This is a genomic window from Alphaproteobacteria bacterium (assembly GCA_016870095.1).
Taxonomy (GTDB): domain Bacteria; phylum Pseudomonadota; class Alphaproteobacteria; order Paracaedibacterales; family VGCI01; genus VGCI01.
On the sequence record VGCI01000004.1, the window covers coordinates 54,382 to 77,546 of the forward strand.

Consider the following 23,165-nt stretch of genomic DNA (forward strand, 5'->3'; position numbering starts at 1 on the left):
TCTTTTGATTGCTTTATAAAAATGCGTTTCACGTGAAACAATTCGGCATTTTTAATGCTGAGATACTCTTACATTAAAAACCTAATCAACAATAAAAAGATTATATAAAACCAATTTAAGGGCCGCATTTATTTTCAAAGATAAAATGCTAGATACGTGAAAAACAAACAAGATTTTCACTCGAGGAATATCATAATAAAACTTCTAAAGTGAAAATAACTAAAATTCAAAAATGAAATTTTAATATAAGAAAATATTAAACATTAAATTCAAAAGGGCATTTGAAGATAAAATTGTTTAAAAAATAATCCAAAATAGAAATATTTCAAAAAAGAATTTATAAATTCATTTATAAAAAAATACAAATGATGAAACATAATTCTGAGAGTTATGCGCACAGGAATACAAAAAAATATCTAACATTATTCAATTAATTGACAAACAAATCATTTTAAATAAATTAAATTATTTCCGGTTATAATTGTGGATATACGTGGCTTATGGACAATATCATACTATCCGGCGAAGTCTTACTTTCGTAAATCCGACATTGAAAATGCCAATACTTAAGAGCGCTAAATAATTCATGTTTCCAAGATCGACCCTTATGAAAAACCGCAAATCCCTCCCCAGCAAGGGGAAGATTTGAAACAATTTTTAACAAACCATCTAAATCAGTACACGCTCTGGATACAATACAATCAAATTTCTCGGAAACAGTCTCTACACGAACATTCAAAATACGTACAGTGCATTTGGTTTGCCTAGCAACTTCTTGTAAAAATAAACATTTCTTAACATTACTTTCGCACAAAACAATATTATTAAACCCACAAATAGCAAATACCAATCCGGGGAAACCTGCCCCCGATCCTACATCAAGAATCGCCAGATCTTTAATGAGACTTAGCATATGGTTAAAGGATGATACGGAATAATTCATCTGCGCATAGGGAGATTTATGAACCTGTAAAGAATCCAAATTCACATTTATATTCAGAGAAGAATCAGCGGCAGCTCTTGAATATTGCTCATAAAGTATTGGAATAACTTGAAGGGAATCTTCAAGATGCCTTTGGGTAAATTCAGGAATTGTCTCAACTTGAACAAGTCCCGTTCGACGATTCCATTGGGTTAAAAGCTTTTCATAAATTTCAAATTTTTCAATAACAGCTGCGGATAACATATTTTCTAGCATACAACGACCATCAACGTCACGAGTGCAAAACTTCGCGTTTGCCAACATGATTGGCGGAGCTGACAACTCCATTTTTCTCCATAGTTTCGATAATACCCGCAGCTTTATTATAACCTATTTGTAAATGTCTTTGAATAAAGCTCGTTGAAGCTTTGCCTTCTCTAATAACCAAATCAACAGCTTGATTATATAAAGCATCACCAGGACGACTTTGCTCATCATCAAAACTAGGAAATTCATTTTCATCTTCAGTTATACTCTCAATATAAGATGGTTCGGCTTGAGATTTCAAATGAGCAACAACACGTTCAACTTCATCATCACGCACAAAGGGACCGTGCACCCGCGTAATACGGCCACCCCCCGCCATAAACAGCATATCTCCTTGACCCAAAAGTTGCTCTGCACCTTGTTCACCTAAAATGGTGCGACTATCGATCTTAGAGGTAACTTGAAAGCTTATACGAGTTGGAAAATTAGCTTTAATTGTTCCCGTAATAACATCTACTGATGGTCTTTGTGTCGCCATAATAAGATGAATACCGGCAGCACGAGCCATTTGAGCAAGGCGCTGTACAGCCGCCTCAATTTCTTTCCCGGCAACCATCATAAGATCGGCCATCTCGTCCACGACGACAACAATATAGGGCAGGGCTTCAAGATCCAGAGGTTGGTTTTCAAAAATGGGCTTACCTGAGTCCGGGTCAAATCCAGTTTGGACACGACGAACAAGAAGTTCACCAGATTGACGAGCTTCCTTGATACGGACGTTATATCCATCAATATTTCGAACGCCCAACTTAGACATAGCTCGATACCTATTTTCCATTTCGCGAACAGCCCACTTTAAGGCAACAATGGCCTTCTTAGGATCTGTAACGACTGGAGACAATAAATGAGGAATACCATCATAAACAGACAATTCTAACATTTTGGGATCAATCATTATAAATTTACATTGATCGGGTGACAAACGAAACAAAAGTGAAAGGATCATCGTATTTACAGCAACTGACTTTCCCGAACCAGTGGTACCAGCAACTAGGAGATGAGGCATTCGGGTTAAATCAGCAATTACAGGCTGGCCACCAATATCTTTTCCTAATATAAGGGCCAAATTGGTTGTCGTTTTTTCGTAAGAATCGGTTTGGAGAAGTTCCCTTAAATAAACAGTCTCGCGCAAGGAATTAGGCAGTTCAATACCAATAACATTCCGACCAGGAATAACCGCAATACGAGCAGACAATGCACTCATAGAGCGCGCAATATCATCAGCGAGGCCAATAACCCGGGACGTCTTAATTCCTGCTGCAGGTTTAAATTCATACATGGTGACAACAGGACCAGGACGAACCGTAACCACTTCACCCCGTACCCCAAATTCTTCTAGAACTGTCTTTAAATGATGAGCAGATTCTTCAAGAATTTTAGGATCAATCGCCTGAGTTGTTTTGCGCAAAGAGGGATCGAGTAAATCTTGCGAAGGAAGTTGATAATCATCCCAATCAGGGGATAAAATTTGAGACGGTATATCATCGTAATCCAATGACACAGAGGGTTGATGATCATTCTCAAAAGCATTGTCTTTAAAAGAAGTTTCATCTGACGAAGACACATCTTCTTGTTGCAAAGAAGCTTTGTGTGAATCCCCCCAAACAATGGCTGCTTTTCGTATTTCCTCCTGTCCAGAAGGGGCATATATTGCACGATCTTCAGGTGTAACTTGTAATGACACCTCTTTTTTTGTTGGGCGAACAATCAAAGGGGCAACCATACTATCATTGTCGCTTTTATTTTTATAAGCCGAGCCCTTGGACTTGTGCTTCAAGATAATTGCACTTCCTAAATCCGATGGGCGCTTATTATTGATGCCGTTAACTCCCCAAATGAAAGCGCGAGACACCCCATTATATATAAACCGAACAACATACGTGACATAAAGCCCAAAGGTAAAAAAGCCTTTACCCATTTGCCTTATGGATACACCAATACCTATAAAAAGCAAAACAATAGACAAGCAAGAAAGTGTTATTCCCAGTACAACAAAGGGGAAGGGTGAGGTTCCCATAATTTGATAAGCGTGATAATAAATTATATCACCAAGGGCCCCCCCCAAACTATTAGGAAGAATCCAGGATTTTGGGGCCCCCCAGGGTGCTGCGATACTTGCCGCTAGAAGAGTGGCAATTACAACAGCGAAAACACGCACCCAAACCAACGATAGGGGAATAGCGGCCATTGAGCGAATACCCCATCCCAAAAAAGCAAAGACCCAGAATGCACTGGCAATTCCAAAAGTTTGTAAAAAGATATCTGCCACTACAGCCCCTGGATAAGCCATAACATTTTGGGCAACCCCGTCATTTGCTAAATTCCAGGAGGGATCTGTCGGATGATAAGTCACCAAAATGGCCGTCAAAATCACTGCCAGACAAACCATAAAAAAACCCATAAATTGACCGGCACGGCGTTTCAAAAATGCCGTCATTCCGGGAGGTAAAAAAGCATGTCTGCCAAATGAACGTGCACGTATCGCCATGAGAATCTTTTTTTGAGGGTTATACAGAAGCCCTGGTTAAAATATTCCGCGCTTCTGAATTTTTATACCATAATTTGAATTTTTCATGAAAGAGAATTCATAACATAACCAATAAGGTCTTGAAGCTGGTGCCGCCGGAGAGAATCGAACTCTCGACCCCACCCTTACCAAGGGTGTGCTCTACCACTGAGCCACGGCGGCTTGAGTTACCGAAGAAACCATGGCATAGGTATAAATCGGATTCAAGATGATTTTATGAAAACGATACTGGATTTATTCCTGAATTTAATAGGGGAGGGAATCTTTATACTCCACAAGAGAATTGGATTGAGCAAAAATAGGGTATGTGATATGTATACCCTAGAAAAATTGCCTACCACCTGAAGGAAATGTGTCGTGAAGTTCTCTAGAATCCAAATTTTCTCTCTTATGCTAGCCACCCTTTTGATTCAGGGATATACCACCCAGGGACTACCCCCCGAAATTATTCCCCACCGCGGGGGAAAAGCCGAGCGGCCGGAAAACACTTTACAATCCTTTCAAGCATGCATTCTGTTGGGCGCAAAATCATTAGAATTGGATGTACAAGTATCCAAAGATGGCCTTGTGGTTGTATACCATCCTGGAGATCTTTCCGCGAACACGAATGGCAAAGGGAAAGTAAATGAATTTTCATTTGCAGACCTTCAAAAGCTAGATGCTGCCTATAATTTTGAGAAAAATGGAAGTTTTCCAGAAAGAGGCAAGGGACATAAAATTCCCCTTCTCGAAGAGATCCTCATCAAATTTCCCGATACAAAGATTATTATTGACTTAAAATCTTTGCCTGCACCTGTCCTTATCGAAGCTGTTGCCAAAGTTGCCAACAAACAAAATGCTTGGGATAGACTTATATTTTACTCAACAGATGATAGTCATCTTATTTATTTAAAAGCCAATTACCCTCAAGCGAAATCTTTTGAGAGTCGACGCAATACGGTCGAAGAATTGCTTAATGTGACAGGATCAAAACAACTTGCAAAAACAAATCAACCGATTTGGTTGGGCTTTGAGCTTGTTCGACAAATGAAAGTCAGTGAAAAACTAGCTTTAGGAGATGCGGAATATCCTGTTAATTTAGTGATTTGGACTAAGCCTGGCATTGAACGTATCCGACAAAAGCTACCGCAAGCAAATATTGTAATGTTTGGAATTAATACCATTGAGGATTATCAAAAAGCAGAAACTCTCGGCGCCAATGCTGTCTATTCTGACAATCCAGCTCAACTGATGTCACGTGGAAAAAAAGATGACCAGAAGTCTCGCTAATTCCCCTCCCAAAGGCAAAAAAATCAAAACAGAGCGCGAACAACGTTTAAGTTCAGCTTTGCGAGAGAATCTGCGTAAGCGCAAATCGCAAAATGTAGAACGCGAAAAATCAAAAGAGACTTTGGAAAAAGAGATCCTCTATACACCCGAGAAAACCTAATAAAATTTAGTCAAAATTTATTAGACCCGTCTCTTCGAAGATTTTTCCATGAATACAATCATTATTTCTGAATAATTACTTTTGTTTTTGAAAAAACCCTCCAATTATTTTCTTAAATCGTGTAGGTTTATGAGTACAGTTTACTTGAAATCTACGATAAGAAGGTCCTCGTCATATGTCCATATTGCCAGATCATTGGATTCGCCAACAAGCCCTCGCCCACAAAATGATTGAACCTTTTGTCGACAATCAAGTCCGTGCACTGGATACGGGAGAGGAAGACCAAGCAATTGTGAATAGCCTGGGCTCAAAAAGAGGTCCCGTCCTTGTTCCCAAAGATGACGGTGTTATCTCGTATGGTGTCTCATCTTACGGATATGACGCTCGAGTCGCCGATGAATTTAAGATTTTCACAAATGTTGATAGTGCGATTGTTGACCCCAAAAATTTTTGTGCCAATAGTTTTGTCGATCGTAAGACAGATGTTTGCATCATCCCACCCAATAGTTTCGCCCTGGCCCGCACAGTTGAGTATTTTCGCATTCCCCGAGATGTTTTGGTTATCTGTTTGGGGAAATCTACCTATGCCAGATGTGGAATTATTGTCAACGTAACCCCATTGGAACCTGAATGGGAAGGCCACGTGACCCTAGAGTTTTCAAATACAACGCCTCTGCCCGCAAAAATTTATGCAAACGAAGGGGCCTGTCAGTTTTTATTTTTGAAGGCTGACCAGGTTTGCGATGTCTCTTATCGTGATCGCTTGGGTAAGTACATGGGGCAAACGGGCGTAACATTACCCCGACTTTAAAACCAATTTTTATATGTTAATACAAGATTAGAAAGGGATATTATTCGCAAATGCAGCAAATTAAAATTAAAGGGGGAATTCCCTTAAAAGGAGAAATCTCAATCAGTGGCGCTAAAAATGCTGCTTTGCCTTTGATGACAGCTGCTTTGTTAACGGATGAGCCTCTCATCTTAACAAACATGCCCGATCTTGCAGATATTACGTCCATGCTAGCCCTTTTGGATCAACACGGGGTTTATTTGACCAGCGATCTCCCCAGTAAGACATTAACACTCACGGCTCAAAAAATTCATAACACCACAGCCCCTTATGACATTGTTCGAAAAATGCGAGCCTCTATTTTGGTTTTAGGACCTCTTTTGGCACGCTGCGGACAAGCAGAGGTTTCTCTACCTGGCGGGTGTGCTATTGGCGTGCGTCCTATCGACATTCATTTAAATGGGTTACGGGATTTAGGGGCAGAAATTGATCTGCTTGATGGTTACATTCATGCAAAAGCTCCCAAGGGTCTTTTGGGAACAACCATTACAATGCCCATTATATCTGTTACGGCTACAGAAAATCTTATGATGGCAGCCTGCCTGGCTAAAGGAGAAACCCGACTCATTAACGCTGCAAGAGAACCAGAAATTATAGACCTAGCTCACTGCTTAATTGCTATGGGGGCTGATGTTTCCGGTGCGGGCACAGATACCATAACAATTCAAGGAACTGCACGTCTTCATGGTGCAACTCATCGCGTTATTCCTGATCGAATTGAAACTGGCACCTATGCCATGGCGGCCGCTATCACAAAAGGTTCCCTTCATTTAACGAATACCTCTCTTGACTTAATTCCCTCCGCTTCTGCCCTTCTACAAAAATCAGGGATTACTTTGAATCCAACAGAACAAGGTTTTACCGTCGAAACGCCAACAGGTGCTATTCAGGGTGTTGACGTCATGACTGAGCCCTATCCAGGATTCGCAACAGACTTACAAGCCCAAATGATGGCTTTGATGACGACTTGTCAGGGCGCATCTCTGGTTACGGAGACTATTTGGGAAAATCGTTTTATGCATGTCCCCGAACTATGTCGTATGGGTGCGAACATTACCGTTCACGGATCTTCTGCACTTGTAAGAGGAGTTCCCTCCTTAAGAGGCGCCCCTGTTATGGCAACTGATTTACGAGCATCCGTGTGTTTGGTATTGGCGGGGTTAGCTGCAGAAGGAGAAACTTTAATTAGTCGCGTTTATCATCTTGATCGTGGATACGAACGGGTGGAAGATAAACTAGGAAGATGTGGAGCGATAATCGAACGAATTGCTGAATAGGGAGATCCTTTAATGTCTAAAGATTTTGTACCGCTGCGACTGTTAGCGAAAGATGAAGAAGATCTTACGATACTAGCAACACACCTACAAGATTCTTTTCTGCCCCTTTTGTCCATGGTGTATGAGCCAAAAGAATCACTATTCACCATGCTTGCCAATCGATTTTGCTGGGAACATCCCTCCATCGAACATGAAGGTGAGCCTATGTACCATCGGGTTCATTCGGGTTTATCTTTCTTAAATGTGGAAAACGTCCATTATCGAGGATTTCACCGCAAAAAGGGGCCAGAGATATTAAATCTCCTCACTCTACAAGCGGAAAAAGGCAATGCTATTCGTATGATTTGTGCGGGCGGTCATGAAATTCGGATAGTTACGAAAAAACTTCATTGTCATTTAGGTGATATTCACCATCCCTGGCCAACCCGAAAAAAACCGCAACACATTTATCAACATATTGAGCACATGCAAGCGGGGGGAAGATAAAATAATGAATGTAACATATACGGTTATGTGTTAAACAATTAATGAAATTACGATTACAATAAAATTATTATTTAGAAGCGAGTCAAAACCGAATGGCAAAAGAAGATTTAATTGAGTTCAATGGAGTCGTTGTAGAACTCCTGCCAAATGCTATGTTTCGTGTTCGCTTGGAAAATGACCATATTATTTTAGCTCATACCTCTGGAAAGATGCGAAAGAATCGTATTCGTGTCCTCGTTGGCGATAAAGTTACGGTCGAAATGACCCCTTATGATCTCACCAAAGGCCGCATCACCTTCCGACAGAAATAAGATCATCTTTAGGGATGATGATCAAAAATGCCCATACAACTATTAATTAGCCATGACAAGAATCAACGACGTATTATCTCCTTAAAGGATGGTCACGTCATCGACGTCGACTTTGAGGACCTTTCCTCAAATGCGCCTATATTTGCTCAGCTGGATCAGATTTTCTGGGGTCGCATCCTTGATACAACCCCAACTCATGCCTTTGTAAAAATAGCTGAAAATGAAGTGGGCCTTCTGCCCTTAGAACATCCTTTTCCTAAACCAAATGAGGGGCAAGCGGTTCTTGTGCAAGTCCGACGAGAGGCTATTCCCGATAAAGGAACTTATCATAAAGGACCCCTGCTTACCCAAAGAATCATTTTGGCAGGTCGTTACTGTTTATTCCATCCCTTCCAAAAAAAGCGGGTTCTTTCGTCAAAACTAAAGGATATTGAGATACGAAATCGCCTTCAAAAACTTATCTCAGCAAATGAACCCATAACACTTCGCGAGGCGGCTGGAAGCGCTACACCAGAACAAATTCGTGAAGAAATTTGTACTTTAAGGAAGAAATTTCAAGACACGGAAACCCTCCCTGCAAAAGTGCCATCTTTGCTTTATAATACTCTATCACCTTACCAACGATGGATGCGAGATATGGAACCTTCAGAAGGGAACTTGATTCTTGTAGATCATGATCAAACTCTAGTAGATATTCGCCATTTCTTAAAAAATTACCGTCCTGATTTGCTCACCCTTACGAAAAAACACAAAGGTTCTCTCCTCAAAGACTTTGAGTTAGAAGACATATGGGATTCCCTCTTTCACGAACGTGTTGATTTGCCAACAGGGGGCAACATTGTTATTGAAATGACAACAGCTTGTATTGCTATTGATGTCAATAGGGGAGGAAGATCAACCTATACCCAACAGGAAACAAACCTCGCGGCCATTCCCATAATCATCCAACACTTAAAGTGGCGTCATTTGGGCGGCAATATTATCATTGATTTTATGGGGCTAGAATCAAACTCTCAAAATTGTAAAATGCTGGAGAAACAACTATTACACCAAGCGGCCCTTTACGATTTGTCATTAGATATTTTTGGGTGGTCAAAGTTGGGGTGGCTAGAAGCTCGATTACCAAAACAACGACGCTCTCTTCCCAATATGACTCAAACTACCTAAGATTTTACCCCTTGAGTCAGGCGACTTTGGGCAAAGAATCCTTTAAAGCATTCATCACGTGATCAAGGATATGGGCTTGTATTTGTAAAAGTTGATGAGCCCGAGCAATTTTCTCAGCACGAAGATTTCCCTCCAAAAAAAGGCGCTCTAGGTTTATTGCTAACTCTTCTTTCGTTGTAATTGAACAAGCAACTTGACTCAAAACGCTACAAATTTCCGTTTGTTTATGGGTATAGGGACCCCAAATTAATGCACAGTCTAGTAATACGGCCTCAATGGGGTTATGTCCTCCAATAGGCACAAAAGTTCCCCCTAAAAATGCGACATGACTTAATCTATAAAAAAGGCCGAGCTCTCCTACCGTATCAACTAAATAAATATCAGTTGAAGGCTTAATCCTTTCTTGACCGGATCGTCTTGCAACTTGCAATCCTTTAGCCCTCAATTCTTGAGCAATTTCTTGGCCTCTACGGGGATGGCGTGGAATGATAACCGTAAGGAGTTTGGGCAAAGTGTTTTTGACCATATTGTGCACATTTGCAGCAAGAATCTCCTCACCGGAATGGGTACTTGCTGCCACCCAAACCGACCGATCTTTCAAAATAGTCTGCAATTGTTTCAATTCACCGAGATCACATGTCAAAGGAGTTGCAGCAAACTTCAAATTACCGCAAACACGAACTTTTGAGGGAGTGGCTCCCAGATCTCTCAGCCGTTTAGCAACCGCTTTGGATTGAGCAAGAAGAAGTTCAAAACAGGACAGAAGATAATCAATAGTAGCGGGAACACGCCGCCAAGATTGATAGCTTTTTTCTGACAAGGCTGCATTAATTAGATAAAGAGGAATTTGTCGATTCTTGCAATTTAAAATGAGATTTGGCCAAAATTCAGATTCCACAAATACAGCAATATCAGGTTGCCAATGATCCAAAAATGATTGAATCCACGAGGGCAAATCCAAAGGGCTATATTGATGAATACAGCCGTTCGGTAGGGACTTTGCAATCACTGTTGATGCTGTAACTGTTCCCGTAGTCACAAGCGGAGTGATGTGGGGGAATTCTATTCGAATCCGCCGCAGAATGGGTAATAAGGAAACGGCCTCGCCGACACTTGCCCCATGAAACCACGCCACAACGCCTTTAGGACGGGGCTGAGATGCCTTTCCAAATCGCTCTGCCAACCGTTTAGGGTCTTCCTTCCCTTTCTTCAGTCGGTACCGCAAATATAATAAGGCTCCTTTTTCGAGAAAGGGCGTCAGGCGCTGATAGAGGACAAGGGGAAAAGGCACCTTCATTTTTATACCTTGTTGACCTGCGGAAGACTTAACTCAAGCATTTCATGAAGTTCTCGCCATTCTCGCGGACTCATACCGCTCGAAACTTGGTCCAAATGCTGCCCCTTTAGTAAGGCTTTGACTACGGCTAATCCTTTTGCAGAGAGCGACGCAGCTCCCATACGGTGATTCATGAAGGCTTCATACGTAATCGGAACCCATTTCTTCAATACCTCTAACATCACATCCGCATAGGCCCGAATTTCATATTGAGCATGCGGATCAGCCCGAAGGCTTAAAAAATGCATAAGGTTGTGTAAATCAATTTTCCAATACCACTGAGTATAAAAATTCACAGGCAGATTCATGCGGGCTAATTCTCTTGCAAGACCCGGAAGAGTAGGGTCCAACACATTACCCGCGCTATCTTCATTCAACATTGTCTCGTAGTGCTGGTATGCTCGCAAGGCATCTTCACGTAATAAATCGAGGACGCGCGTAGCTTGTTCCCCTTGCAAAATTTCATCTCGGCCTTGACGATTGATTGTTGACTGAGCTGCCAAATGCTCGGGATTTGGCATATAAAATTCTTTATCCATGATAGAATAACGCGCTGAGTATTCATTTACATTGGCCGTACGGTGGCGAATCCATTGACGAGCCACAAAAATTGGTAATTTAATATGAAATTTTATCTCACACATCTCAAAAGGCGTAGAATGCCGATGACGCATCAAATAATTGACCAGCCCTTTGTCTTCATTCACCATTTTGGTGCCTTTTCCATAAGAGACACGAGCAGCTTGAACAATAGCCGAATCATCTCCCATATAGTCAATAACACGGACGAATCCGTGATCGAGAACGGGGAGAGGCTCAAAAAGAATGTCTTCTAAAGAAAAAACTGTAGCCCGACGTGTGACAAATTGTTCTTCTTTAAGTTGTTGAATTTCTTTTATTTTATCTGCTTTTAGCACCGTAGACATTTGCCCCTCTTATCAGTTTTTTTTAAAAGTAGGACCAGATTAACGTTAAAACCCTTTTTTTTCCAGTGAAAACACCCTATTTTATATATTGTGAGGTAACTCACTATGGCGATAAACGATTTATGGAATAAGCGTTTCGGACCCGGGGGCGGTACCCGGCGCCTCCACCACGTATTATGGGGGTGAAATAGGATCGACGTGCGTAGTAAAGATATGTCTTTTGCCCGGCATTGTACCACCGTTATCGGGCTGATTTAATAGGTGCAAACAATAATTCTGCATCTCGTGTCGCAGTTAACCTAAACCGTTCAACGGTTGCGGTTACAGCTGCTGCTGCTTAATGTTAGCGAAAGCTAATATAAAGTGGTAAAAGACTAGCAGTCCGGGGGGCACTGGGCAACAGAAGCCCCCCACTAAATTTATGAAAAGTTTGACCCATGTCATTCTACGTTCAAATTAAGGAATCAAATACTGTGAGTAAAATAACCAAATTTGACTATGAACATCTCGTTCAGGAGAGTTTACGCTCTGTCGTTCGATCCGCCCTTTTGCAAGTAGCCAAAAACGGCCTACCAGGCAATCATCATTTTTACATCTCCTTTCGGACGGATTATCCCGGTGTAGACTTGCCGGATTATTTGCTTGAACAATATCCCGAAGAGATTACGATTGTTCTTCAGTACGAATTCTGGGACTTAGAAGTCGAAGATGATTGCTTCTATGTGACATTATGTTTCAATGATATTCATGAACGATTGACCATACCTCTTCCTTCAATTGTGAGTTTTGTGGATCCATCCGTGAAATTTGGGTTACAATTTTCCCCAACCATTCACGAAAAAGTCATCCCAGAAAAACTACCCGTTCGTGCAAAAACTCATGGGAAATCTAAGAAAGCAAACTCCCAGCAGCCGATGACGGAAAGTGTTCAAGATGGGTCTAATGTTGTCGCGTTAGACGCGTTTCGAAAAAAATAATTGAACCTGAACGAAATTCGTAATTCAATATATCAAGCCACTCTCCGTACAGGGCGGTCAGCTGATGCTGTATCTCTTATGGTAGTCAGCAAAAACCAGCTCCCGGAGGCTATTTACCCCCTTCTTGAAGCGGGACAGCGTTTTTTTGGCGAAGCGCGCGTTCAAGAAACGGCATCAAAATGGTCGATTTTACGAAAATTATATCTAGACTGTCATGTGCATCTCATCGGCCCTCTACAGACCAATAAAGTTCGCCAAGCTCTTGAACTTTTTGACGCTATAGAATCTGTTGATCGCCCGCGTCTGATACTGGAACTTGCGAAGGAATGGTCAAATCCTCATCGCAAAACTCATAAGCTGCTCATTCAAGTTAATACCGGTCAAGAGCCCCAAAAAAGTGGCGTTTTGATTGATGATTTACCTGACTTAATTCACCTATGTCACCTCCACAACCTACCCGTAACTGGTTTGATGTGTATTCCCCCGCTTCTTGAAGATCCCACGCTTCATTTTCAAATACTCGCAAATTTAGCAAAGACATATAACTTGCCAGAGTTAAGTATGGGCATGAGTGGCGATTACTCTCTTGCAATCGCCCATGGCGCAACTTGCGTACGCATCGGTTCGGCTATTTGGAAATCGTGACTGCTTATATCGTTTAACTTTTTGTCTCCAATTCACGTTTTGAATTCACTTTACTAAATGTTACTTTTCGTAAAATTTAGTAACTAAAAAAGAATTTAAAACGTAAAGAATATACTTCCTATGGTTGCAAATATATGATACATCCTGACTAAAAGGAGACGTAGAAATTCACTATAAAGTACCTGGATTTTCTTTGATTGAAATGGCCATAGTCCTTATTATTATGGGCTTAGTGAGTGGTTTTACCTTTCCTATAATAAAAATCATGATGGACGGGCAGAAGGCCCGAACAACTGCTCTTCATCAAGAGCAAATCCTATATGCTTTAGCCAGTTATGCGAATAAAAATAATTTTTTGCCTTATGCGGCAAACCCTACGCTCCAAACAGGCGAACAAGACGCATCAAGTCGCTTGCGCCGCGGCATTGTCCCTTTCAAGAATTTGGGCCTACCAGAATCAATCGCTAAAGATGGTTATCACCACTGGTTTACTTACGTTATTGATGATTTTTATGGGGTACAGCCTGAGCGAGCCACGGCTCAGTCTATTTTTGAACCCTTGAAAAATCGACTGTGTAAAAATCGTCATTTTTCAGCAGGGCAAACCCCTCTAAAAATTAGAAATGTGCCAGAAAAAATTGCTGTAGCCCTCATAAGTCATGGACCTGAGGGAAGGGGATCTTACCCTCATCATTCTTCTCTTCTACCGCAAGGTATAGACGAACGACAAAATAGCACTTCAGACCAAGAAATTATTGATCAACCTTTACGACAAGATCCGACAAACCCTTTTTCTCATAAAGTTGCGTGGGTTACGGCAAAAAACTTGATGGCCATTTATGCGCGGTCACCTTGCCCCCCCCTTAATGACGCTCTTCCCCAATCTAAAGACCCAATTTTTCAAATTCCTCGGGAAGAAAGAAGAGAGGATAACAAATAATTCTAAGGTAGTTTTACTATTGAATCCGTTACTTCAGGCGTTCAATAACTTTTGAATACCCAATGAGAGGTAATAGGTCCTTCATTTCAGGCCCATGATCCATCCCCGTAATGGCTTGACGTAGTGGCATAAATAATTCTTTACCTTTACGGCCCGTTAGTTCCTTCAATTGGCCGGTCCAGGAAGCCCATGTCGTTACATCCCAAGGTTCTTTAGGCAAACAATTTAAGGCCTGCAGTAAATAACTACGATCCTCAACAATGGGTGTAATATTCCCCCAGCAAATCGGCTCCCATTGCGCAGCCTCTGACAGAGTATGCAAATTTCCCCGAATCACATTCCATAAGGTCTCATGAACAGAAGGCGCTATGTCCTTCAGACGTTCTGCCACATTTTCATAGGGAGTCATCTGTAAAAGTTTATGGTTGAGCGTATTCAAATCTGCCGGATCAAATCGGGGAGCTGTCCGACTAAAAATAGACAGCGTAAAACTTTGTGCCAATTCATCAAGTGTCAAGTGAGGCTCAACCGGTAAAGACGTCCCCAAACGCGCAATAAGACTATTAATGGCCATTGACTCAAGACCATTTTCGCGCAAGGTACCCAACCCCAAGCTTCCTAGCCGCTTGGAAAGAGACGCCCCCTTATCATCTAGTAATAGCGTAAAATGTCCAAAATGGAGACGAGAAATATCTGCACCCAGTGCTGAAAATAATTGAATTTGCACCGCAGTGTTTGTGACATGATCTTCCCCACGAATAATATGCGAAATTCCCAAATCGATATCATCCACAACTGAGGGAAGGGTATATGTATACGTCCCATCCTCTCGTACCAGAACGGGGTCCGTTAAATGACTGCCGTGAAAATCATTTGACCCTCGGATGAGGTCGTCCCAATGGATCGCCTCGGGAAGCAGTTGAAATCGCCAGTGAGGCTTACGGCCCTCAGCTTCAAATGCTGCACGTTGATCGGCGGTCAATTTTAAACTTGCTCGATCATATATAGGGGGCTCGTGACGCGCTAATTGGCGTTTGCGATTAAAGTCCAATTCTTCAGGTGTTTCATAGCAGGGATAGACTCTCCCCACAGACTTGAGATGTTCCATCGCTTGATCATAATGAGAAAATCGATCAGACTGCTTCACAAATCGATCATAGGTTAGTCCCAACCAAGCTAAATCTTCCTCAATAGCTTTTGCATATTTTGCATCTGATCTTTCTAAATCCGTATCATCCAGACGTAAAAGAAAGGTTGCTTCTTCTCCATTGAGCTTATGATGCCGCGCAAATAGCCAATTAATTAGAGCAGCGCGAGCATTCCCAATATGTAGCCATCCTGTAGGACTAGGGGCGAAACGAACACAAATAGCCATAATGAATTAACCATACTTATAAATGAGGTATATGTCAGTTTACCTTACTGAATTTTAGGGTCTTTAGGCAAGAAATTGCAGCAGAATAATAGAATTAGATTTTTGAACGTAAACTTTGTTTTGTAGGTCCGCTGCTAAGACCAAATTTAATCTTTGTTGATCTCTTGCTCTTTTTTGGAATTGGCGTTTGAAAGATTTCTTTTTTTAAAGCCACTGTCTTTAACATTTTGCCCTTCGATGAAGGACCTCGAATTTTACTCCACATACCATACACACGATTTTTATAGCGATTATGGTGGACTGGCGACGGCGAATGATAGAGTTTAACGGCTCTCTCAAAGGAACCATAACGACGTTCTAAGTTCTTAATCAATTTCGCAGCATGGGCAATATTATTCTCAGGCTCTAACATGGCTTCAATGGATTTAAAGTTACGGCGGTGTGATGCATAATGTAGCTGCATGCACCCAACAGAAAAATCAGAGAATCCCTCTTCAACTAATTGCTTAACATATTTCGTGGCGGCAACTTTGGATGTGAAGATATGGGCGCGTCCATGAGCGTTAATGGCCCACGGTGAAATACCGGATTCAACTTTTGCAATGGCCTTCAATAAATCTTGAGGAATACCTTTAGCCGCTTCTTGCTGAGAAATAACATCCTTACATGATGTTGCATTTTGACCAGCCTGAATTGGAAATTGGCTAAACGCAACTCCAGCAATCAGGATAATAGATAAAAGTGATTTTAACTTCATGGGTCTGTAAATCTCCATCAAATGGCCCGAACTTCTTGGACTTCTGGCACATAATGTCGCAACATATTTTCAATGCCTGATTTTAAAGTTGCTGTTGAACTGGGGCACCCTGAACAGGCTCCTTGCATTTTTAAATATACGATTCCATCTTCAAATGAGTGAAATACAATGTCCCCCCCATCTTGGGCAACGGCGGGGCGGATGCGCGTATCTAACAACTCTCGTATCTGAATCACGAGGGGATCATTACTTGCCTCATAAGGAGTCGACTCAATTGATATATCTGTTACAACAGGCAAATTAGCAACAAAGTGATCCATCAAAATGCCCAAAATTGACGGCTTTAGTAGATTCCAATCTTGACCTGTTTCCTTTGTAATCGTCACAAAGTCAGACCCAAAAAAAACCCCTTTAAGACCTTCAGTTTCTAGAAGACGTCGAGCGAGCGGTGAATTGTCACAATGCTGCCCCTGAATATAGGACGCTGTTCCTTCAGGCATAACTATACACCCAGGTAGAAACTTTAATGTTTCCGGATTGGGTGTTTCTTCTGTCTGAATAAACACGAGTCCCCCTTGTTAACCATTTATTAATATTTCTTAATAGTTATTACAAAACGATCATTTTTTCAACCAAAAAAATTTTATTAAGTAAATTTAAAAAATAAAAATATACTTTAATTTATATTTTTAATTTTTTACTTTTTATATTAATAATAATTAATATCTATCATTTTAACTGATGTGAAGTTTGAAATTTTTAAATATAGAAGTTAACAAAATGAAGAAGAACTATTCTTCATTAGAAGTCGCACTTCGGGATCATGGGAGATACCCTTTCCGTTACCCCGCGTTATCCATGTGGTACGCCCAAGAACAAATGTATGATTCAAACGTGTTGGCTCAATTTCTTCACGACGTAGCGAAAAAGTCAAATGGACCTCCGATCCTTCACCTATATAGAAATAGGTTAAATCTCGTAAAGCCATATACTCCTGAGCAGTTTCCTGTTGAAAACGAATGAATTGATTATAGGTTAGAGGAGGAATATGAACAGTAATTCCCGCAGTCTGATGCCATGAGCGCCTTCCCAGAACTGTCGACTTTCCTAATATGTGATGTTGAGCCGTTTCTCGAACACCAATTCTTGTCCAATCTTTTTCTGGAGCAACTTGCCAGGCTCCTTGATATTGAGACACCCGAATGGGCATATCAAAATATGACCGAAGTAAGCGCTGTAATCCGATCAAGGATCGGGGACGTTTCCAAAATGCCGGCGCAAAGGACAAAAGGGATTGATCTGAAACAGCTAAATGATTGCGAATTGAGTCAGATTCAATACCCACTAAGTCCAAGAATGCTTTGCCGACGGGAGTTTCGTCTGGTCGGACTTGAGCAATACCCAAAACTATTTTTTTGCGCATACGATGCCAAAAACTCGCCAAGCGATGATTAAAAATATCGAGGAAATCTTTTAAGCTGGTATCCTTATGACGCAATCGTTCAATCAATAATTCCGTGTAGGGCGTCGGAAGGGGACCTTGAATTCCACCCAATCCAATGAAATTTACGGATAATACAGGAGGTCTGCTTGTGTCTGAAGGCGACAGGCTTTGTATGTCCGCACCCGATGGAGATAATGTCACGCGCGATTGAATTGAAACCGCTTCTTTTAAAGGATCAGAACCCTCTCCCAAGGGAATGGCTTCAGGACGCATTTTCTCCAACAAACGAATTGCTTGATGAAAATCAAATTCGTAAGGCGTTTTTAGAACTTGCTCTTCTAAAGGAGTATTTGTTCTCCGGGTAACGGGTGCCATCTCATCCACTCACCTTGACGTCGCGTGCTGTGTAAAACAACTTCAACAAACGAATTTATAGACACTTGTAAAGCAAAGAAATGTCGCAAAACAGAGCTCATTAAAAAGACACTACTGCCTGCAAGTTCATGCTCATTCATTGTTAAGGAAACCTCTAAACCGGGAATAAATCCTCGCCACGCTTCCTCACCAATTCGACGAACGGTCGATTTACAAGATAGTTTTTGTAAAGCATCTATTTCACCGTGACGATAGATAGATTCTGGCCCCGCATAAAGACGTAGCATTTCTTTTAAGACGTTCAAAGAAGCATCCCCTTGCGTTAAAGAAAGGTGGTTAACGGACAAATGAGAAATTAGGCGCCATAAAGTTTCGCCATCTCTTGGAGCATGGACTTGAGAAACGGGTTTACCCAAACAAACAATTTTAGCTATGGGAGCCCTATCCTCTATTTCCATTAAAGTCCCGGCGGTCATTTGTTCCGCCAAATATCTATTTGTACACAATGTTTCACCATAAATAGTCTGCACTGAAGGGAGAGTGGGGTTGAAATCCAAATCAACAAAAGTTAAAAACATTTCCGTTCCCGGTATATCTTTTTGCAAAGATGCGCTTCTTCTGCCAATCCAAAATGAGTTGTGCTGTGTCTCTGAAGTCAGTTTTTCCGTTTTATGATTAAAGGAAAAGTAAGGTTGAAACTCAACGGGATCTGGTTGGTCTTCTAAAGTTGCCATCACTCGATTAATGGAATAAATTTCCGTCGTTCTCTCCCGACGCGCGTCAGGTGTTAATCGATACTCCGTTTGTCGGTGATCCAGACGGATTGGATCCGTTGTTCGTCGAAATAAGTTGACCATGGGCGTACATCCCAGTAAGAAATTTCGAGGATGTAACTTTAACTTTCCAATCACTTCAGCATCTTCAATAGCAATAAGTAAATCCATCTCATTGCTCGCCCCTTGCGTCGATATATTTTCAACTGAAAAAAACAAGTATTTTTCAGGAAAATGAAAATATTCTTGAATTAATTGATAAGCTGGCTGGGCATGACCAGGATGAGGTAAGATCAAGTGATCTTCATCAAATCCTACAGATTGTAAGGAAGGCATCGGTAAATAAGACGCTGTTTTTTGATCAGTGGATACTAAGACATGTGGATTCGTTTGCGCAAACAAAGCACTATACATTTCAAATGTTAATAGGCGATCCCCGTTCAAATGGAAGGTTAGTCGTTTTAGATCGAGGTCAGAAAAAAGAAGCCCTTCTTCGGTTTGAAGACGTAAACGTAAATACCAAGGGACCTTGGGACCATATCCTTTAATGTCATAGACATCCCGCGAAACAAAATCGACATGAGTGACAGTAATAGGCCACAAGGTAATGTCGTAGGCCGTCCGAAATCGACAGGCAACACCTTCCTCAGCGTAAGTAAATAATAAAGTTTCCTTGGGAATAGGGAATCCAGTAGTCAGTGTCCCTTTTGTGGCATCTGCTTGAAAATGAGCTATTGCCATGGCGGGAATTGGATTGATCAATTGAGGATAAAGAACGCCTAACAGAGCTGATGAAATTTGAGGCAATCGATCATCGATTTCTTGACTCAACCGAGCCGTTAGAAACGCAAAAGATTCAAGAAGTCTTTCCATGTGAGGATCCGGAGATTCCTCCCAATTCAACCCCAGGCGATGCGCAATCTTTGGGTGCTTATTTGCAAACAATCCCCCCGCTTGACGCAAGTAGGTCAATTCCCGATGGTAATAGTTTAGAAATGGATCCTGACTCCCTCGAATCACTGTAACGTCCCTAAAGTAAAGTATTTTAATTAAATTATAGACAGACATAGAGCAAGACAGGAAGAGTCTTTATTTTCATATAAATTTAGAATTTATAAAAGAAGCTACATGAGAAACACATAACTTAATGTAAGGGAAGGGATTGTCTAAAGAATTGCTATTTTATATTGTTCACAGCTTCTCTTACTTTTTCCACAAACTATTTTTTATAGAGTGAATGAGTTCATTATGTGATTCTAACTCCTCAGATGTGGGCTCATGAGGACGAGCTTCTTTGTGAGTACGAAGAATGTTCTTTAAATCATCCCGTGTCACAACTTTGGTTTGAAGGGGAGCTCCCGCAAATGTAAACGCTGTCTGACGTCCTCCCAGAAGTTCTAAATAGACTTTAGCTAATAATTCACAGTCAATTAAAGCACCATGCTTTGTTCGACCTGAAAGGTCAATTTGGAACCGACGACACAATGCATCTAAACTCGCAGGCGATCCTGGAAATTTTGCGCGAGCAATTTTTAAAGTATCGGTAGCCCGTTGGGGGGGGAAATGAGGATGATTTAACCGCCCAAATTCAGCATTTAAGAATTTTAAATCAAAAGCAGCATTATGAATAATCAATTGATCATCGCCAACAAAAGATAAAAACTCATCTACAATTTTAGAAAAAACGGGAAAAGGTTTAAGGAATTCTGTTTTGATGCCACTAATTGCAGACGCTTCGGCGGGGACATCCCGTTCCGGATTTATATAGCTATGGTACACACGGCCCGTTGGGAGATAATTAATCAATTCCACACAACCAATTTCGATAATTCGATGGCCTTCCGCAGGATCTAATCCGGTAGTCTCAGTGTCTAAAACAATTTCACGCATAGTCGGTCCGTTTTAAGGATAAGGCTTCAAGGATGGTTTTTAATTGACGAAAAGTATGTCCTTTAGATAAACCGGATTGAATTTCAAAAGTCGCTTTAGCTTTCTTTTGAGGCAAAGTCCAATGTCGATTTAAAACATGATTAAGGTTTTCCAAATTTATGCCTGGTCTCTTTTGAAGACGTTGTTGCTGTATAAATGAGGGAGAATAAATCAAAACAGTGTATGTACATAAAGAGTCCCAACCCACCTCAAATAACAAAGGAACATCCACAACACACCAATGAATACCCAGTCGACGCATCTTTTCTAAAAATTCTATCATTTTGGAAAAAGCCCGCTCATGAATGAGATGTTCTAAACTTGTTAAGCACTTTTCATCCTGAAAAGCCTTAGAGCGCAAAAGGGATCGATCAACTGTCCCCCCCACTATGACATCGGGATATAAATCAGTAATTTCTTGAATAAGCTGCAAGTCCTCCCCTAACAAATCCCGAACAGCCTGATCAGCATCCCATACGGGAGCGTTATAAATAAGACGCAAAGCCCGAGTAACTGTAGATTTCCCCATCGCCATCGATCCTGTCAATCCCAGCACGATCATGAGATCTCCTTTTTCAAAAGGTACGATTTTCCCTAACAAACCTTCTTGAAGACGTCTTTTCTCGTCTCGGTTAAAGCATAAGTCTTGGATTGACTTTACGAATTCATAGACTCAAAAAAGTCTGAATTGCTCTTACTGTATTTCAGCTTATCATGCAAGAATTCCATGGCTTCGACGGTTCCCATTGGGTTGAGAATACGACGCAAAACCCACATCTTTGACAGGGATGCTTTGTCAGTAATAAGAAGTTCTTCCTTACGTGTCCCCGACTTCGTAATATCGATGGATGGGAAAGTACGCTTATCGGATAACTTACGATCCAAAATAATTTCCGCGTTACCAGTGCCTTTAAATTCTTCAAAGATAACTTCATCCATACGAGATCCTGTATCTACCAATGCCGTAGCAATAATAGTCAACGATCCGCCTTCTTCGATGTTACGTGCAGCCCCAAAAAATCTTTTAGGACGTTGCAAGGCATTGGCATCCACACCACCTGTTAAAACTTTACCTGAAGAGGGAACTACCGTGTTATAAGCCCGCGCAAGTCGTGTAATGGAATCTAGCAAAATGACGACATCACGCTTTTGTTCAACTAAACGTTTTGCTTTTTCAATGACCATCTCGGCAACCTGCACATGTCGTGAAGCCGGTTCATCAAAGGTTGAAGAAACCACTTCACCCTTAACAGAGCGAGCCATGTCGGTCACTTCCTCTGGACGTTCATCAATCAATAGAACAATAAGATAAACTTCTGGATGATTAATGGCAACGGAGTGAGCAATGTTTTGCAACATGACGGTTTTTCCTGTACGAGGCGGCGCAACGATCAAGGCGCGCTGACCTTTTCCAAGAGGGGAAACAAGATCAATAACACGTTGAGTAAAATCTTTACCATTTGAGACGTTGCCCTCACCTTCAACTTCAAGAATCAAACGCTTCTCGGGGTAAAGAGGTGTAAGGTTGTCAAAATTAATTCGGTATTTAATATTATCCGGGGGTTCAAAATTGATGGTATTAACTTTTAACAAAGCGAAATAACGTTCGCTATCTTTCGGGGCTCGAATTTGCCCCTCAACGGTATCCCCTGTCCGCAAACCAAATCTGCGAACTTGGCTCGGTGATACATAAATATCATCGGGCCCTGGAAGATAGTTAGACTCAGGTGACCGTAAAAATCCAAAACCATCTTGGAGGATTTCAACGACACCATCTCCAAATATGGCTACATCTTTTTCTGCCAATTTCTTTAATATGGCAAACATTAAATCCTGTTTGCGTAAGGCGCTGGCGTTTTCAATTTCTAATTCTTCTGCTTGCGCCAATAGCTCTGCGGGCGGTTTGCGCTTAAGTTCCTGTAATTGCATGATTTTCCTTGATAAAACTAAAACGGTTTGACAATAACGCTTATGATAATAACAATCAATAAAAGTGTAGGCACCTCATTAATAAGACGGAAAAAGGGATCGGTGCGTGTGCACACCCCTGTGGCTAGTTGCTTTCGCCAGAAATTTAACAAATGATGAAAAATAACCAGGCCAATAACGCAGGTCAACTTGAGATGAAACCACCCAAATGACCAGACATTTTGGACTATAACAAGAAAAATTCCTGATGCCAAGGATAAAAGCATAGAAGGAACCATAATTATCCTATATAAGCGATATTCCATAACCTGAAACAATTGTGCTGCTTCCGATTTTGAATCAACATTAACGTGATAGACAAACAATCTAGGAAGATAAAAAAGGCCAGCCATCCACGCAATTATGGCAATGAGATGAACGACTTTTATCCATAAATAAAACCCGAGAAGCCAATCATACATAG

The 23,165-nt window shown here is 41.2% G+C and carries 23 protein-coding genes, 1 tRNA gene and 1 other RNA gene; 11 read left to right on the plus strand and 14 right to left on the minus strand.

What is annotated here, in order from left to right:
- Window positions 1-475 precede the first annotated feature (475 nt).
- From FJX03_04320 to FJX03_04330, 3 genes are all read right to left on the minus strand, one after another.
- Entirely contained in the window at window positions 476-1,270 is a 795-nt protein-coding gene (locus FJX03_04320; GenBank protein ID MBM3632917.1) for a hypothetical protein, read from the minus strand.
- On the minus strand, window positions 1,215-3,686 hold the full coding sequence (locus FJX03_04325; protein MBM3632918.1) for a cell division protein FtsK: 2,472 nt from the start codon (window positions 3,684-3,686) through the stop codon (window positions 1,215-1,217). The genes FJX03_04320 and FJX03_04325 overlap by 56 nt, the downstream gene beginning before the upstream one ends.
- Before the next feature lie 177 nt (window positions 3,687-3,863).
- Window positions 3,864-3,938, minus strand: a tRNA-Thr gene (locus FJX03_04330).
- Window positions 3,939-4,133: 195 nt separating this feature from the next.
- Between FJX03_04330 and FJX03_04335 the strand changes: the two genes are divergently transcribed.
- From FJX03_04335 to FJX03_04365, 7 genes are all read left to right on the plus strand, one after another.
- Window positions 4,134-5,045, plus strand: a complete 912-nt coding sequence (locus tag FJX03_04335; GenBank protein ID MBM3632919.1) for a glycerophosphodiester phosphodiesterase — start codon at window positions 4,134-4,136, stop codon at window positions 5,043-5,045.
- On the plus strand, window positions 5,026-5,205 hold the full coding sequence (locus FJX03_04340; protein ID MBM3632920.1) for a hypothetical protein: 180 nt from the start codon (window positions 5,026-5,028) through the stop codon (window positions 5,203-5,205). Before FJX03_04335 ends, FJX03_04340 begins: the two co-directional genes overlap by 20 nt.
- Window positions 5,206-5,380: 175 nt before the next feature.
- Window positions 5,381-6,016: a dCTP deaminase gene (locus FJX03_04345; GenBank protein ID MBM3632921.1), complete on the plus strand. Its 636-nt coding sequence runs from the start codon at window positions 5,381-5,383 to the stop codon at window positions 6,014-6,016.
- Window positions 6,017-6,066: 50 nt separating this feature from the next.
- Complete coding sequence (gene murA / locus FJX03_04350) at window positions 6,067-7,332, plus strand: UDP-N-acetylglucosamine 1-carboxyvinyltransferase (protein ID MBM3632922.1); 1,266 nt, start codon at window positions 6,067-6,069, stop codon at window positions 7,330-7,332.
- A gap of 12 nt (window positions 7,333-7,344) precedes the next feature.
- On the plus strand, window positions 7,345-7,818 hold the full coding sequence (locus FJX03_04355) for a DUF2948 family protein (protein MBM3632923.1): 474 nt from the start codon (window positions 7,345-7,347) through the stop codon (window positions 7,816-7,818).
- Between the two features lie 92 nt (window positions 7,819-7,910).
- Entirely contained in the window at window positions 7,911-8,129 is a 219-nt protein-coding gene (infA, locus tag FJX03_04360; protein MBM3632924.1) for a translation initiation factor IF-1, read from the plus strand.
- A 27-nt stretch (window positions 8,130-8,156) separates the two neighbouring features.
- On the plus strand, window positions 8,157-9,296 hold the full coding sequence (locus FJX03_04365) for a hypothetical protein (protein MBM3632925.1): 1,140 nt from the start codon (window positions 8,157-8,159) through the stop codon (window positions 9,294-9,296).
- 16 nt (window positions 9,297-9,312) lie between these two features.
- Here the strand turns inward: FJX03_04365 and FJX03_04370 are convergent, their stop codons facing one another.
- Together FJX03_04370 and FJX03_04375 are read right to left on the minus strand one after the other, a co-directional pair.
- Window positions 9,313-10,593 carry a 3-deoxy-D-manno-octulosonic acid transferase gene (locus tag FJX03_04370; protein ID MBM3632926.1) on the minus strand — a complete coding sequence of 427 codons (1,281 nt, stop codon included), beginning with the start codon at window positions 10,591-10,593 and terminating at the stop codon, window positions 9,313-9,315.
- Window positions 10,594-10,595: 2 nt separating this feature from the next.
- The gene (locus FJX03_04375; protein MBM3632927.1) at window positions 10,596-11,558 is read right to left on the minus strand and encodes an FAD-dependent thymidylate synthase; all 963 of its coding nucleotides are present in this window, start codon (window positions 11,556-11,558) and stop codon (window positions 10,596-10,598) included.
- Window positions 11,559-11,608: 50 nt separating this feature from the next.
- On the opposite strand from FJX03_04375, the gene ssrA reads away from it, so the two are divergent.
- The 4 genes from ssrA (at window position 11,609) to FJX03_04395 (ending at window position 14,120) form a co-directional block, all read left to right on the plus strand.
- Window positions 11,609-11,973: a transfer-messenger RNA gene (gene ssrA, locus FJX03_04380) on the plus strand.
- A gap of 22 nt (window positions 11,974-11,995) precedes the next feature.
- The gene (locus FJX03_04385; GenBank protein MBM3632928.1) at window positions 11,996-12,535 is read left to right on the plus strand and encodes a hypothetical protein; all 540 of its coding nucleotides are present in this window, start codon (window positions 11,996-11,998) and stop codon (window positions 12,533-12,535) included.
- Window positions 12,536-13,180, plus strand: coding sequence for a YggS family pyridoxal phosphate-dependent enzyme (locus FJX03_04390; GenBank protein ID MBM3632929.1), 645 nt, complete (start codon window positions 12,536-12,538; stop codon window positions 13,178-13,180).
- Window positions 13,181-13,382: 202 nt separating this feature from the next.
- Window positions 13,383-14,120, plus strand: coding sequence for a hypothetical protein (locus FJX03_04395; protein MBM3632930.1), 738 nt, complete (start codon window positions 13,383-13,385; stop codon window positions 14,118-14,120).
- A 28-nt stretch (window positions 14,121-14,148) separates the two neighbouring features.
- Here the strand turns inward: FJX03_04395 and FJX03_04400 are convergent, their stop codons facing one another.
- The 9 genes from FJX03_04400 to hemJ all read right to left on the minus strand — a co-directional run bounded on the left by FJX03_04400 (window position 14,149) and on the right by hemJ (window position 23,163).
- Window positions 14,149-15,495, minus strand: coding sequence for a glutamate--tRNA ligase (locus FJX03_04400; protein MBM3632931.1), 1,347 nt, complete (start codon window positions 15,493-15,495; stop codon window positions 14,149-14,151).
- 94 nt (window positions 15,496-15,589) lie between these two features.
- Window positions 15,590-16,270 carry a lytic transglycosylase domain-containing protein gene (locus FJX03_04405; GenBank protein MBM3632932.1) on the minus strand — a complete coding sequence of 227 codons (681 nt, stop codon included), beginning with the start codon at window positions 16,268-16,270 and terminating at the stop codon, window positions 15,590-15,592.
- Window positions 16,270-16,818 carry a NifU family protein gene (locus FJX03_04410; GenBank protein MBM3632933.1) on the minus strand — a complete coding sequence of 183 codons (549 nt, stop codon included), beginning with the start codon at window positions 16,816-16,818 and terminating at the stop codon, window positions 16,270-16,272. Before FJX03_04410 ends, FJX03_04405 begins: the two co-directional genes overlap by 1 nt.
- A gap of 206 nt (window positions 16,819-17,024) precedes the next feature.
- The gene (gene tssG, locus FJX03_04415) at window positions 17,025-18,071 is read right to left on the minus strand and encodes a type VI secretion system baseplate subunit TssG (protein MBM3632934.1); all 1,047 of its coding nucleotides are present in this window, start codon (window positions 18,069-18,071) and stop codon (window positions 17,025-17,027) included.
- Complete coding sequence (gene tssF, locus FJX03_04420) at window positions 18,035-19,912, minus strand: type VI secretion system baseplate subunit TssF (GenBank protein MBM3632935.1); 1,878 nt, start codon at window positions 19,910-19,912, stop codon at window positions 18,035-18,037. The genes tssG and tssF overlap by 37 nt, the downstream gene beginning before the upstream one ends.
- Window positions 19,913-20,047: 135 nt before the next feature.
- Window positions 20,048-20,734 (minus strand): DNA polymerase III subunit epsilon, encoded by a 687-nt coding sequence (gene dnaQ, locus FJX03_04425; GenBank protein MBM3632936.1) that lies wholly within the window; start codon window positions 20,732-20,734, stop codon window positions 20,048-20,050.
- Entirely contained in the window at window positions 20,727-21,335 is a 609-nt protein-coding gene (gene coaE, locus FJX03_04430; GenBank protein ID MBM3632937.1) for a dephospho-CoA kinase, read from the minus strand. The genes dnaQ and coaE overlap by 8 nt, the downstream gene beginning before the upstream one ends.
- Window positions 21,336-21,430: 95 nt before the next feature.
- Window positions 21,431-22,702, minus strand: coding sequence for a transcription termination factor Rho (gene rho / locus FJX03_04435; GenBank protein MBM3632938.1), 1,272 nt, complete (start codon window positions 22,700-22,702; stop codon window positions 21,431-21,433).
- 17 nt (window positions 22,703-22,719) lie between these two features.
- Window positions 22,720-23,163, minus strand: a complete 444-nt coding sequence (gene hemJ / locus FJX03_04440; GenBank protein MBM3632939.1) for a protoporphyrinogen oxidase HemJ — start codon at window positions 23,161-23,163, stop codon at window positions 22,720-22,722.
- Window positions 23,164-23,165: the final 2 nt, after the last annotated feature.